Source organism: Vibrio sp. SCSIO 43153 (assembly GCF_023716625.1).
In the GTDB taxonomy this organism is placed as follows: domain Bacteria; phylum Pseudomonadota; class Gammaproteobacteria; order Enterobacterales; family Vibrionaceae; genus Vibrio; species Vibrio rotiferianus.
Map to the genome: position 1 here is coordinate 972,977 of NZ_CP071856.1, position 13,234 is coordinate 986,210.

11 protein-coding genes are annotated in these 13,234 nt (G+C 44.0%); 7 read left to right on the top strand and 4 right to left on the bottom strand.

What is annotated here, in order from left to right:
- Positions 1-23 precede the first annotated feature (23 nt).
- From J4N37_RS20505 to J4N37_RS20530, 6 genes are all read left to right on the top strand, one after another.
- Complete coding sequence (locus J4N37_RS20505; RefSeq protein ID WP_045385780.1) at positions 24-1,415, top strand: HlyD family type I secretion periplasmic adaptor subunit; 1,392 nt, start codon at positions 24-26, stop codon at positions 1,413-1,415.
- Positions 1,416-1,508: 93 nt separating this feature from the next.
- Positions 1,509-2,192 carry a transglutaminase-like cysteine peptidase gene (locus J4N37_RS20510; protein ID WP_010453726.1) on the top strand — a complete coding sequence of 228 codons (684 nt, stop codon included), beginning with the start codon at positions 1,509-1,511 and terminating at the stop codon, positions 2,190-2,192.
- 5 nt (positions 2,193-2,197) lie between these two features.
- Positions 2,198-4,111, top strand: coding sequence for a bifunctional diguanylate cyclase/phosphodiesterase (locus J4N37_RS20515; protein ID WP_252043270.1), 1,914 nt, complete (start codon positions 2,198-2,200; stop codon positions 4,109-4,111).
- An 11-nt stretch (positions 4,112-4,122) separates the two neighbouring features.
- The gene (locus J4N37_RS20520; RefSeq protein WP_010453721.1) at positions 4,123-6,237 is read left to right on the top strand and encodes a type I secretion system permease/ATPase; all 2,115 of its coding nucleotides are present in this window, start codon (positions 4,123-4,125) and stop codon (positions 6,235-6,237) included.
- 393 nt (positions 6,238-6,630) lie between these two features.
- Positions 6,631-7,218, top strand: coding sequence for a mechanosensitive ion channel family protein (locus J4N37_RS20525; RefSeq protein ID WP_010453717.1), 588 nt, complete (start codon positions 6,631-6,633; stop codon positions 7,216-7,218).
- A 151-nt stretch (positions 7,219-7,369) separates the two neighbouring features.
- A complete protein-coding gene (locus J4N37_RS20530) occupies positions 7,370-7,936 on the top strand; it encodes a flavodoxin family protein (RefSeq protein ID WP_045385776.1) in 567 nt (188 codons plus the stop codon).
- 61 nt (positions 7,937-7,997) lie between these two features.
- On the opposite strand, the gene J4N37_RS20535 is transcribed toward J4N37_RS20530, so the two are convergent.
- The 3 genes from J4N37_RS20535 to J4N37_RS20545 form a co-directional block, all read right to left on the bottom strand.
- Positions 7,998-8,270, bottom strand: a complete 273-nt coding sequence (locus J4N37_RS20535; protein ID WP_128826962.1) for a hypothetical protein — start codon at positions 8,268-8,270, stop codon at positions 7,998-8,000.
- A 549-nt stretch (positions 8,271-8,819) separates the two neighbouring features.
- A complete protein-coding gene (locus J4N37_RS20540; RefSeq protein ID WP_252043271.1) occupies positions 8,820-9,146 on the bottom strand; it encodes a hypothetical protein in 327 nt (108 codons plus the stop codon).
- Positions 9,147-9,193: 47 nt separating this feature from the next.
- A complete protein-coding gene (locus J4N37_RS20545) occupies positions 9,194-10,093 on the bottom strand; it encodes a LysR family transcriptional regulator (RefSeq protein ID WP_252043272.1) in 900 nt (299 codons plus the stop codon).
- A gap of 92 nt (positions 10,094-10,185) precedes the next feature.
- Between J4N37_RS20545 and J4N37_RS20550 the strand changes: the two genes are divergently transcribed.
- Positions 10,186-10,845, top strand: a complete 660-nt coding sequence (locus tag J4N37_RS20550; protein ID WP_252043273.1) for a CatB-related O-acetyltransferase — start codon at positions 10,186-10,188, stop codon at positions 10,843-10,845.
- 321 nt (positions 10,846-11,166) lie between these two features.
- Here J4N37_RS20550 and J4N37_RS20555 read toward each other — a convergent pair whose 3' ends face one another.
- Positions 11,167-12,843, bottom strand: coding sequence for a flagellar assembly protein A (locus J4N37_RS20555; RefSeq protein WP_252043275.1), 1,677 nt, complete (start codon positions 12,841-12,843; stop codon positions 11,167-11,169).
- Positions 12,844-13,234 lie beyond the last annotated feature (391 nt).

Here is a 13,234-nt window from a genome sequence, read left to right on the forward strand (position 1 = left end):
TTCTTTATAAAACAAGGAATGTAATGAGCCGAGATAACTACAACAAACTCAGCAACGAAGAGTTGGATTTTGTTGACGACAAGACCGCAGCATTGCTTCTCAACACACCAAGTAGTGCCCGTTTAATGCTTTGGGTCATGGTGCTTTTTTTCGCTGCCGCGATTGGCTGGGCATCTTGGGCAGAGATTGACAAAGTCACGGTTGGTCAGGGAAAAGTCATTCCTTCATCGCAAATACAAGTCGTGCAAAACTTAGAAGGTGGCTTAGTTAAAGAGATCCTTGTCAAAGAAGGCCAACAAGTCGAAAAAGGTCAGCAATTGCTTTTGATTGATGACACGCGTTTTCGCTCTGACTTTCGTGAACGAGAGCAGCAAGTGGCGAACTTAACCGCGTCAGTTTTGCAGCTCTCCGCCTCTATTAGCAGTGTCGAAGTGAATCGAGAGTTTGATGAAAAGGATTGGGAGAAAAGCGTTCTGCTTGATTACGGAAAACTGACCTTCCCACCGACATTAGAAGAAAACCAGCCAAAACTGACTCAACGCCAAAAAGCGGAGTACCGTGAAGATCTAGACAACCTGCGCAACCAATTATCGGTCATTGATCAACAGGTAAAACAGAAACAGCAAGATCTCGTTGAGATCGAAGCTCGTGTGCGCAACTTGCGTCAGAGTTACTCATTTGCCAAGAAAGAGCTGGATATCACGAAACCTCTTGCTGATGAAGGCGTCGTTCCACGTATTGAGCTATTGAAACTACAGCGTCAAGTCAACGAATCTCGCCGTGAAATGACATCGAGCGAACTTAAAATCCCGGTGATCAAATCTTCGATCAAAGAGGCAATGTTGAACCGGATAGATGTGGCACTTAAGTTTCGTTCGGAGCAACAAGAGAAACTCAATAAAACTCAAGATCAGTTGTCTGCGTTGGTTGAATCTGCGGTTGGGTTAGAAGACCGTGTTAACCGGACTATCGTCGTATCCCCTGTAACAGGCACGATCAAAACGTTAAACGTCAATACGGTTGGCGGGGTTATTCAGCCCGGTATGGACATTGTAGAAATCGTTCCAACCGAAGATACTTTGTTGGTGGAAGCGAAAATCGCCCCTCAAGATATTGCATTCTTACGTCCAGATTTGCACGCCATCGTGAAGTTCACCGCTTATGACTTCACTAAATATGGGGGCTTAGAAGGGGTACTCGAACACATCAGTGCAGACACTACTCAGGACGAAGAAGGTAATAGCTTTTATATCGTCCGCGTACGTACTGATAAAACCAATTTTGGTAAGGGTGCCGATCTGCCGATTATTCCAGGTATGACCGCGTCTGTTGATATCATCACAGGCAAGCGAACAGTATTGGAGTACCTATTGAAGCCAATTTTGAGTGCAAAAAATAACGCATTAAAGGAGTAAGCATCGAAGCAAAGATCCGATCAACGAGCTCAAATTAAGTAAGTTCTCAATGACGAACATTGATCGTGATAACAGTTGTGATGTATATCGATTATGCCACTGAATTTAAAGCGTAAAGTTAGCGTTCTGTTGAGTTTAAGTTTGCTCGCTCTTCCCGGAGGAGCTCAGAGCCCACTTGAGCAGAAATGGATAAACGCGGTCACCAACACCTACGGTGAAAGAGCGGGCTTACGTGTTAAAACATGGCGGGAAAACATTGAGTTATACCAACACCTTACTACTCAAGAAAAACTGACGGGAGTCAATGACTTTTTCAACCAAATGTATTTTGTCGATGATATAAAGCTTTGGGGGAAAAAGGACTACTGGGCAACACCTTTAGAGTTCTTAGGTAGTAGCGCCGGAGATTGTGAAGATTTTACTATCGCCAAGTATTTCTCATTGCTTGAATTGGGTGTTCCTGATTCAAAAATGCGCTTGGTGTACGTTAAAGCCATTGAACTGAATCAGTTCCATATGGTTCTCGCGTATTACCCAACACAAAGCTCAGAGCCTTTGATTTTGGACAATATAAATCCAGAAGTAGTCAAAGCCTCCAAACGTAGCGACTTGCTACCGATTTACAGTTTTAACGGTTCAAACCTTTGGTTGATGAAATCTGCAGGCAGTAACGGTGAACTCGCCGGGAAATCATCACGTTTGAGCCTTTGGAATGACTTACGTTCGCGCGAGCGTAAGTTGCACTTAAACAAACCTATTATTAACTATGACGAGTAAGAAACATGACCCTTTATAAGAAACTTGTAGTGGGAATGGTTACGGTCTTTATACTCTTGATGACATCAGTATTCGTAATCGAATTCAACACTACTCGTAACAGCTTAGAGCAACAGCAACGTTCAGAGGTCAACAATACCATTAATACGGTAGGTCTCGCTCTTGCGCCTTATCTAAAGAACAAAGATAAGGTTGCCGTAGAGTCAGTAATCAACGCTTTGTTCGACGGCAGTACCTATTCGGTAGTGCGTTTAACAGCGCTAGATTCAGACTATCAAATCGTACGCTCGTACCCAGTAAAGCCAACCTCAGTACCACAATGGTTTATCGATCTAAACCTCTTTAAAGCTATCCATGATAAGCGTGTGGTAACCAGTGGCTGGATGCAGTTAGCCGAAGTTGAAATCATCAGCCACCCAGGTGCGGCTTACGAGCAGCTGTGGCAAGGGTTTATTCGTCTACTAAGCGCCTTTGGTTTGATTTTCCTAGCGGGTCTAATCTCTATCTCTTACATCTTACGCCGCTCATTAAAGCCGCTCGATGCGATTGTGAAGAAGATGCATGAAATCGCTAACAACCAGTTTGGTGACCCGCTAAAACGTCCTAAGACAAAAGATCTGATCGCCGTTGTTGATGGCATTAATACCATGTCTGCGCAAATCGAGCTTTCTTTTAAAGAGCAAGCCAAAGAAGCCCAACGTCTGCGTGCTCAAGCCTACCTAGATCCAATTTCAAAACTGGGTAACCGTTCGTTCTACATTAACCAAGTAGACCAATGGCTCGCAGAACAAACTCAAGGTGGTATCGCCTTGCTACATGCAGAGTACATTGGTGATATCTACGAAACGAAGGACTACCAACGTGCAGATGCGCATGTAAAAGAACTTTCTCAGCGTTTGAAGAACACCATTGATGTCCCAGGAGCGACAATCGCACGTTTATCTAGTGATGAGTTTGGTTTGCTATTCCCACACATGGATGAAAGCGAACTACGCCTAATGGCTGATAGCATCATGAACTGTGTGAATGGCCTAAATACTGACCCTACAGGCATGGCTAAGCCAAAAGCCTCTCTGGGTGTAGCACACAGTAAAGAAGAGAAAACCAGAACAGAAGTTATGTCTATGGTGGACAATGCGCTGTCAAAAGCGAAGTCAGAACCAGACAAGGCTTACGGCTTCATCGCTAGTGATAGCGCTTCAAGCTTGATGGGTAAACAGCAATGGAAAGCTCTGGTAGAAGAAGCGATTCATAGCGGTTGGATCAAATTCCGTTTTCAAGAAGCGAAAAACTCTTGGGGTAAAGTCTTCCATAAAGAGGTGTTCTCTAGCATTGAAAAAGATGGTGAGACTTACCGTGCGAACCAATATCTGTTTGCATTAGAGCAGCTTGAAGCAACCAATATCTTCGACCAGTACGTCATAGAATCCATGATTACGATGCTAGAAAGCGGAGAACTCACAGATCCTGTTGCTATCAACATTGCACAAAGCAGCTTGGCTCAACCGTCCTTTATTCGTTGGACAACCAGTATTCTGGAGAAGCATACCAAAGCAGCGTCAATGCTACACTTTGAGATACCTGAAGACTGTTTTGTTGAACACCCACACCACACCGCACTGCTATGTAATGCCATTCGCCAAGCGGGCGCTGAGTTTGGTGTTGATAACTATGGACGTAACTTCCAATCACTGGATTACATTCAAGAGTTCCGCCCTGGGTATGTGAAGCTAGATTACTTATTCACTCATAACTTACATGATGAGAAACAGAAATTCACTTTGACTTCAATTTCTCGCACCGCACATAACTTGGGCATCACAACGATTGCATCACGTGTGGAAACACAAATTCAGCTAGATTTCCTAACTGAACATTTTGTTGAAGTATTCCAAGGCTTCATCGTTGATAAAGATTAAAAAGGTTAAGGATGAAAGACCCTTTATTAAACTCGCTCATCTACGTTAGCCGATACTATGGGTTAGCAAACTCGCCAGAGGCCTTGATCAACGGCTTACCGTTATCCGATGGCAAGCTAACCCCATTTTTGCTTCCTAGAGCGGCTGAAAGGGCTGGCCTTGTCGCAAAAGAGAACCGTGCAGGGCTGGAGAATATCTCCAGCCTTATCTTACCGGCCATCTTACTTTTAAAAGGCGGCGATTCCTGCGTCTTAAACAGTATTAACTTAGAAAAAAAAGAAGCCGAAGTCACAACATTAGAAAGTGGCTTGGTGCCTATCGCAATCCCACTAGAAGAGCTATTAGAACAGTACACTGGTCGTTACTTTCTGGTAAAAAAGCAGTTTAGGTATGACGAGCGCTCTCCAGAGGTACTAAAAACCAAAGAAGGTCACTGGTTTTGGTCGACACTGTGGCAATCTAAACGCATCTATCGCGATGTTCTCATCGCTTCTTTGCTCATCAATATCTTTGCTATTGCGGCCCCAATGTTTACCCGTTTGGTATATGACAAAGTGGTCCCTAACCTTGCATTTGAAACCCTATGGGTTCTTGCTAGTGGTATTTTTGTTGTCTTCCTGTTCGACTTCCTCTTAAAAACGCTTCGAAACTACTTTATCGATGTAGCAGGTAAAAAGTCCGATATCCTTATCTCCTCTAAGCTGTTTAGCAAAGTAATGGGAATCCGAATGGAATCGCGTCCTCCGTCTGTGGGTGCTTTTGCTCGTCACTTACAAGAGTTCGAATCTATTCGAGAGTTTTTTACCTCTGCAACAGTAAGCGCGTTGATTGACCTACCATTCGCGATTCTATTCTTGGTAATAATTTGGCTTATGGCTGGTGATTTGGTCTACGTACCAATTGTCGGTGTCGTGATTCTCATCATCCACTCTCTATTGATTCAAGGCCCTTTACGTCGCTCAATAGAAGAAGGCTCTCGTCTTGCTTCACAAAAATATGCCAACTTGATTGAAAGTCTATCTGGGTTAGAAACCGTTAAGTTGCTAAGCGCCCAAGGTCAGTTTCAATACCGCTGGGAAGAAGCGGTCGCGCACATGGCAAACTGGAATATCAAGAGTCGCCGCATCACAGACAGCATCCAAAATGCGGCTGGTTTTGTTCAGCAAAGTAGTAACGTGGGGATGATCATCTTAGGCGTATATCTCATCGCCAATGGAGATTTGACGATGGGCGGTCTGATTGCTGCAACCATGTTAAGTAGCCGAGCGATTGGCCCACTAGTGCAACTTTCATTACTCTCGACTCGTTATAACCAAGCAAAATCTTCGATGACCATCATCAATCAGGTGATGGAAATGCCCGATGAGCAAGAAGAAGGTAAACGTTATATTCACCGACCAATTATTCAAGGTAAGGTAGAACTCGATCGTGTCACGTTCCATTACCCAGATGCGCCTGTCGCTTCAATCCGTGATCTTAGCTTGACGATCAACCCAGGTGAAAAGGTCGCAATCATAGGCCGTATTGGTTCAGGTAAAACGACTCTCGAACGCTTGATCATGGGGCTTTATAAGCCAACTGAAGGGCATGTTCGTATTGATGATACGGACATGGAGCAACTCCACCACGTCGATGTACGTCGCAACATAGGTTGTGTTCCACAAGACAGCAATCTGTTCTATGGCTCAATTCGTGACAACATTACACTGGGGCGCCCGCTAGCAGATGACCGAGATGTTATGGATGCGGCTAACCGTGCAGGAGTGACGGTATTTACTCAAGCCGATCCAGCGGGTCTTGAACGCCAAGTTGGCGAAGGTGGGGCGATGCTATCTGGTGGTCAGCGTCAAGCAGTCACTATTGCACGAGCATTTCTGGGTCGCCCACCAGTGCTACTTATGGATGAGCCAACGAGTGCTATGGATAACCGCTCCGAAATGCAAATCAAACACCAATTGGCGCAATTAAAACCTGCAGAAACCTTAATCCTGATAACTCACAAAACTTCGATGCTCGATGTGGTTGATCGAATTATCGTGATGGAGAAAGGCAGCATTATTGCTGACGGTCCAAAAGCACAAGTACTGAATGACTTAAAACAAGGCAAAGTAAAAGCCGTTAGTTAACAGGACAGGCTTTTTATGCAAGCCCCGTTTGATACCCATCAGACGGGGCTTATTTATTTGCCATAGTTAAACCAAAATAAGCGAACTCTTCTAAAAACACCCACAAGAGAACAAAACCAACAATGGCGACTAATCCCATGATTGCCCTTTCGTCTTCTTCCATCGCATCCCTTCCACTTTACACCACACACGTGAGCTACATAGTTAGCTTAGCAGCAGCCAGCAGTACGATGATCAGGCTTAATTCCATCGACGTTTGGAACTGAGATGCAGGTCAAAATTTGTCCAACAGAATTATCTCTCTGCTTTCAAAATAGTTAATTACTTGCGAGCGAAAATCGGCTATAACACGCGCCTTCTTAATATTCTCGAGTTGAAGAAATGAATCATTGGATGCACTTAGAGCAAATTGGCCAGTATTTCACTGCCGGCTCTATCGGTTATAAAGTGTTGATGGGCGTCATCATTCTGATCGCTTATCGCTTGCTAAAGAAAATTGCCAACCGCGCGATTCTGAATTTGGCAGAAGCCAAAGGCGTAAACAAAGCACGCTTGAGCTTTATTCAACGCTGTTTCAACGTCGCATTTTTATTTCTGTTTGCCTCACTCTTCGCTATCGTAACCGGAATTGGGTATGGCGATGTCTCTCTATTTCTATCATCGATCTTTGCGGTCTTAGGTGTTGCCTTTATCGCACAGTGGTCGATTCTCAGTAACATCACAGCAAGTTTTCTTATTTTCTTTGTCTTCCCATACCGCGTTGGTGATCGCATCAAAGTCGTAGACAAAGATGAAGACATCAGCGGTGAGATTCAAGAGATCCGCATGTTCCATGTGTTGATCAAGCACGACAACGGCAACCTGATCACTTACCCAAACAACCTGATGCTACAAAAAGCGGTGTTAAAGCTGGCAAAAGAAAAAGCTAAACCTGAAGAGCCAAAAGCTACTGCTCGTATTTATACCCGTAGACAGAAATAACCTTTACCAAAGCCGATGTGATACATCGGCTTTTTGTTTCCTCGCATTTTTTAAAGCCCCTCTTGACCTCAATCTAGCTTGAGGTTTTATCATCCTTTTCAAGCAACACACTCGGGTCTTGCCCCTAACGACAAAACATGAGAAGGATTGTATGCCAAAAATCGCCATTGTTTACTTCACCAATACCAATATTACTGGCCAACTTGCACAAGCAGTCGCTGCCGGTGTCGAGTCACAAGGTATAAACGTCGTTTCCTACCGTATCTTGGGAACCGACATCATTACAGGTCGATACCAAAACTCTGATCTTTTTCAGTCTATTGCACAATGTGATGCCATTATATTCGGTTCACCAACCTACATGGGCAGCGTAGCTGCGCAGTTTAAAGCATTTGCTGATGCTAGCAGTGAATACTGGGGTGAGCAGGGATGGTCGGGCAAAGTAGCCGCAGGGTTCACGTCTGGAGGAGCATTGAATGGCGACCAATCAACGACATTGCAGTATCTTCTTACATTGGCAAGCCAACATGGCATGATTTGGGTAGGATTAGACTCAGCTCATGGTTTTGCTGACAAAGGAATTAATCGCCTCGGAACACAGCTTGGTGTGGTATCTAAGGCAGAAGATGGGCAACTTCATGAAGTAGATGCTGCAACCGCGCGCTATCTAGGACACCGCGTGGCTCACCTGGTTAAACGACTAGCTCATCCAGAATAGCGAGTCTAGAGCAGCGTTGGCCGATCCAGTATCGCTACAGGTTCGGCAAAAAAACCATGACTCATGTAATTAAATATTTGGTAATAGCGGCCTGAACCTCTGCGACTTGTCGCTCGAACAGTTCGAGACATTGTTCGTTGTGGCACTTAGCAACTGGCACCCAGTGCAAACCAGTACCATCATTTAGAGCAAACTCAATCCTGAGCTCGTACTTAGCACCGAAGTAAACTCCGAAGCCAATACCCATTAACACTGATGCTAGCGCTATCCAATAATACCAATTGGGATAGTTCGTATCCCACGCTAACCAAAGTAATGAGGAAGCGATAGACATCCAACACAATGTCTTAAAAAGCTTTTCTCTTATGCTCAGACATTTAATTTCAATATCGTGGACTCGTGATAGAGGATAGACGTCATTCTTCACATAAAACTGATCCCGCTCTATACGAAAGTCATCCACTTTGTACATGCTCGCCAACCTCTCATAAATCACGCAAATTGATTCGGTCTTATGACGATACTAAAGCGCAAATAGCTGCGCACCTCCAATTCTATGTTTTATAAGAGAAATGAGAGCCTGATTTAATATTCATGGTAGAAAAAATCTACTGAACAACTGATTTTTAACACTTTTCTAATGGTCTTAGTTTGGTTTCATTACTTTAAAAAACAGTTCAATAAGCGTTGGTAAGTATCTAACACCAATACGGCTGCCTTTAGAGAGCATCAAACAAGCGATGAAAACTATGCGCGGCACCAACCAGACCTTTAATTCCCATTAAGAAGTCGGTTTGCTGTTGCATGCGAATAACAGAAAAGTCACAGGGGACACAAAATTCATGTCCCCAATAAGAATTAGAACTTGTAGCCAACTAGAAGACTAGAAGACTAGAAGACTAGAAGTTGTTGCATCGATACCTGCAAAATCTACAACTGAAATTTGAGCATCCAACGTAATTCCATTTTGGAACACGTAACCACCTTGCACAGCGAAACCTGTCGAAGAATCTGAGTCACTGACTGATGTGTATGCGTTGTACACGGTCGCTTCCGTATCAGTAGCAGCTAAACCACCCAAAATACGCCAACCGCTCATGCTTTCATAGCCAACCATAAGGTTTGCTTGCGAAGCCTCTACATGCGCGCCTAGATAACCGATTGATGCACTGTCTTCAACGATAGTTGGAACATAAGAACCAGCGTTCACAAGGCCATTGTTACCACAACAGATTGTTATTGAATAAAACTACCAAATCATCTGTTGTTTTTGAAAAACTCAATAAATGCTCGTGTCCGTTTCGGTAGATGTTCACGTTTAGGGTATAGCAGATATAGCGGAAGTATCGCGTTTGTGTACCAATCGGGGAGTAAATTGACAAGTTGCGCTCGCTCTTGGGGACTCAGTTTTTCCAGTGCAAACTCATCCAGCATCGCAACACCGCAACCAGCTACTGTCGCATCAAGCATCGACTGGACAAGATTAAAACACAACACGCTGGATAACGTGACCTTGATGTCTTGTTGAGTTTGCTGGTGATGAAAGTGCCATGTATCCAAATTCAATTCAGCATTGCGATAGGTAATGTGTTCTAAAAGATGCAAATCTTCTGGCGTGTTTGGCGATGGTTTTGTCGCCAAATACGCTTTGCTCGCGAATGGTTTACAGTGTAAAGAGCGCAGGTGATGTCCGACATACCTTTCAGGGGGAGAATCGGTAAAAAAGAACGCAAGATCAAATCCAGACTCAATCAAATCGAGCGGTGTTTCAGTGAAAATCACCTCAAACGTTACGTCGGGGAATCGCTGACGAAATGCGATTAATGAAGGGTTTAGTAACTCGGCACCAAATGAGGCAGAAGCAGCAATACGTAAATGCCCAGCAACCTTATCGCTTTCCATCACTTGTTCATTAATCTGTTCCACGTTTTCCATTAAGCCTTTGACTTGGTGATAGAAACGCTGCCCATCGTAAGTAAGGTTAAATTGTCGCGTGGTACGTTGGATAAGCTGAACAGAGAGTATTGCCTCCAACTGTCTGAGTTGACGACTAACATGTGCATTGGAACAGCGCAGCTTTTTAGCAGCACCAGCAATACTTTTCTCTTCACACAATGCAATGTAAGTCGGCACGTAACTGAGCCAGTTTATTTCCATATGGTAATTATGAATCTCTAAAATCAATCTACTGGAAATAATAGAAAGGCTCTACACTTCGCACAACTTAAATTTTTGCATGGAGAATACAGATGAACGCTTTTGAAACTTGGTTAACTGGCCAAGTCATAAAAGATCACGTAACGAATCCAAATATCGAAGTTGGGGATTACAGCTACTATTCGGGGTTTTATCACGGGAAAACCTTCGAAGATCAGGCTGTTCGTTATTTGATGGGCGACAGCGTGACGCAACAAGAGTGGCAAAACGGCGCATATGGAGAAGTCGATAAACTGATCATTGGCAAATTTTGTTCAATTGCCTCTGGCGCGACTTTTATGATGGCGGGTAATCAGGGGCATCGTATTGATTGGATTTCCACGTTTCCCTTTTCCCCAGAAGAGTTTGGCGATGGGGCACAAAGCGGCTTTGAGCGTGCCGGCGATACCGTTATTGGCAACGATGTCTGGATTGGCACAGAGGCAATGATAATGCCAGGAGTAACTGTCGGTGATGGTGCGGTCATTGGTGCACGAGCTGTCATCACAAAAGATGTGGCACCTTATTCGATTGTGGTTGCAAACAACCATGTCGTCCGAAAAAGGTTTGATGAGGGTGCAATGGGATCACTACTCGAAATAAAATGGTGGGACTGGCCTTTAGAGAACATCAAACAAGCGATGAAAATTATGTGCAGCGGTGATATAGAAAAGCTCGCTAACTACTACGCTGAGCATATACAGTCACGTTAGAGAAGTCGGCAGCTAAACCCAAGTAGCTTTCAGATGCAGTATTCAGAGTGTAGCCACTGGCTCAAGTTCAAGTAAAACAACACTGTGCTGTAGCGAGCTCTTACCAAGTTATTTGAAACCGTAATCGGAGTAATGACACGCTTCCAAAGGGTTCCCTTTGCAAATAATAAGGGCCTTGGTTTGCTTGCTTTTCTGCCGATTTTTTATTTAAGCCCGCGAGACGTTTAAATCGCACCTGGGTATACGATATAAAATAGCCCAGTTCTGAACTGGGCTAAGTGTTTTTTACTCTAATCCTAAAGCTGAATGAGCGACGACAATTTATACTGCGACGTCTTCCTCTTCTAGGTTGGCTGCAACTTTGATCTCATACTGATTGAAGCTAAAAACGCAGCCTCCATGTGTGCGCTTCGTGATCACTTGCTCATCACCAAACTGAACCGTTACGCGCGTAAAAACTCGCTCAGTGGCTTCTACAACATTTTCTTCTAGCAGAACTTCGAAATCAGTTTCTAACGTATTGAGTTTAGATTTGACGTCTTCAAGATGCTTATTATTGCGTTCTTTTAGATCATCAATTTGAGCTTGCTCCTCATCCGTTCGTTCCGCTTTTGGGCGCTTCTTAAATTCAAGTTCTTTACGAATAACTTCCATCGTACCTTCTTGAGCGAGTTTGTATTCCTCTTTTAACGCGCTGATTTTTTCTTTGTATGCCGTGTAGCGAGCAAAGGCTTCCACTTTTGTAGCCGTATCCCCTTCTACACCAAGCTGCAAACATTTTACCTTGTCGCCTACTTTTGCAACCCCACCACTTAAGGTTCCATTGCGCCCAGAAGCATCAAAGACGGTGAGATTATGGCCGCATTTAATATCATTATTCATGCTGTGTACGGCAAGCTCAATATCTTGGCCAGATTGAAGTTCACTAAACTGAGCGTAGTTAGCCTTGATCGACCCCTTGCTTTTGACATGGCAACTCTTGGGTTCACCATCGGGCACGGTATGACCAATAATGCCTTTACCTACTTCAATGTCACCTTGTGCTTGCACATCTGCCGACTCGATAAACCCACCGACGGTGACAGAGCCTGTCGCTTTTACGATCATACCAGACTCAATATCACCAGAAATAAACACATTTCCTTTAAACTTCACGTGCCCAGTATTAACGCCAACGCCATTAAGACACAATGCATTGTCTACCTCGATGGTTTTTTCTTTGATCATTGGCATGCCGGAGACCGTTGCCAGCAACAAGTTAGGATCATGTTTTGCTATTTCAGTGCCTTTACCTGGCTTGATTGGGCTATCCTTACCTGCCTGTGGGGGGATGATTTTCCCTTGAACAGTAAATCCTGGCGTCCCTTTCGTTGCAGGAGTCCGACGCATAACCTCATCACCCGCATCAACCGTAATGGTTTCACCCAGATTTTTTAAATCAATCTTATCGCTGTCTGAATTAGCTTGCTTGGGCTTGAGTACACGCTTAGAGATATCTTTAACTAACGGCGTAAATATGGCGTCTTTGCCTTTTATGGGCTGCTTACCAACCGCAACAGGTTGGACAAAAGTTTCCCCTGGCTTGAGTTGCGTGCTGACTACCATGACTTTCTTTAGCGCCAATTTATTGATGCCTTTAGATACCTTAGCATTTGCCAACGCTTGCACTATCTCGGGACCACGCAAGCCGCGACCTCCATGTGCGCCTACAACACACATGCTCGCTAGCATGTCATTGTTGCTAAGTTCAACCGAGACTTCAGCATTACGTAATTCAGCAATGATGATGCCATCATAAGCTTCAGCTTTTCTCTCCCTAGCACAATTAATAAAGCGCACAACTTCGGCTTCATCGACAAACAACTTGCTTGCATCCATCTCAGCAAGTTGCTCAGGCAATTCCTTTTGATTTAGCTCACCACCCAGATCTACATCCCCGGGAATGTGAGCAATAATCTTCTTTTGGTCTTCAGACCATTTAAGACAGAGCTTCCACATATCAGCCACACCAGCTAAACATTTACTGCTTCAGTCTATCTAAAATCGTTTTTGGAACAAAACTCTCAACATCAAGAATCGGGCTCACATCACTAAAGGAGTGAACACTGATTTGTAAGCGTGTATTAAGGCCAGCAAACTATTATGAACTGCGTTTTACACTGTAAATCTCTTTACGATTTTTCCAATACCTTTGCATCGTTGCTCTTTTACATTATCTCTTATTGAGCTTAACAGTGTTCCCGTTGCGAAAACTTTTGGTTTTAAGTTTACTTAAACTGGCTGTAATAAGTTGATAGGAGGTTCTTTCGGTTATAGCTCAAATGCTGACTTTCATTGCCGAGTCTAACCAAAGAGTGGAGAAAATCAGTCTGCATAGCAGTTCAGTTCA

Bases quoted from the DNA above. Each gene is read 5' to 3' on its own strand.
- J4N37_RS20510 (WP_010453726.1), top strand. From the start codon at position 1,509: ATGCCACTGAATTTAAAGCGTAAAGTTAGCGTTCTGTTGAGTTTAAGT.
- J4N37_RS20545 (WP_252043272.1), bottom strand. From the start codon at position 10,093: ATGGAAATAAACTGGCTCAGTTACGTGCCGACTTACATTGCATTGTGT.
- J4N37_RS20555 (WP_252043275.1), bottom strand. From the start codon at position 12,843: ATGTGGAAGCTCTGTCTTAAATGGTCTGAAGACCAAAAGAAGATTATT.
- J4N37_RS20525 (WP_010453717.1), top strand. From the start codon at position 6,631: ATGCACTTAGAGCAAATTGGCCAGTATTTCACTGCCGGCTCTATCGGT.
- J4N37_RS20515 (WP_252043270.1), top strand. From the start codon at position 2,198: ATGACCCTTTATAAGAAACTTGTAGTGGGAATGGTTACGGTCTTTATA.
- J4N37_RS20505 (WP_045385780.1), top strand. From the start codon at position 24: ATGAGCCGAGATAACTACAACAAACTCAGCAACGAAGAGTTGGATTTT.
- J4N37_RS20530 (WP_045385776.1), top strand. From the start codon at position 7,370: ATGCCAAAAATCGCCATTGTTTACTTCACCAATACCAATATTACTGGC.
- J4N37_RS20520 (WP_010453721.1), top strand. From the start codon at position 4,123: ATGAAAGACCCTTTATTAAACTCGCTCATCTACGTTAGCCGATACTAT.
- J4N37_RS20550 (WP_252043273.1), top strand. From the start codon at position 10,186: ATGAACGCTTTTGAAACTTGGTTAACTGGCCAAGTCATAAAAGATCAC.
- J4N37_RS20535 (WP_128826962.1), bottom strand. From the start codon at position 8,270: ATGTCTATCGCTTCCTCATTACTTTGGTTAGCGTGGGATACGAACTAT.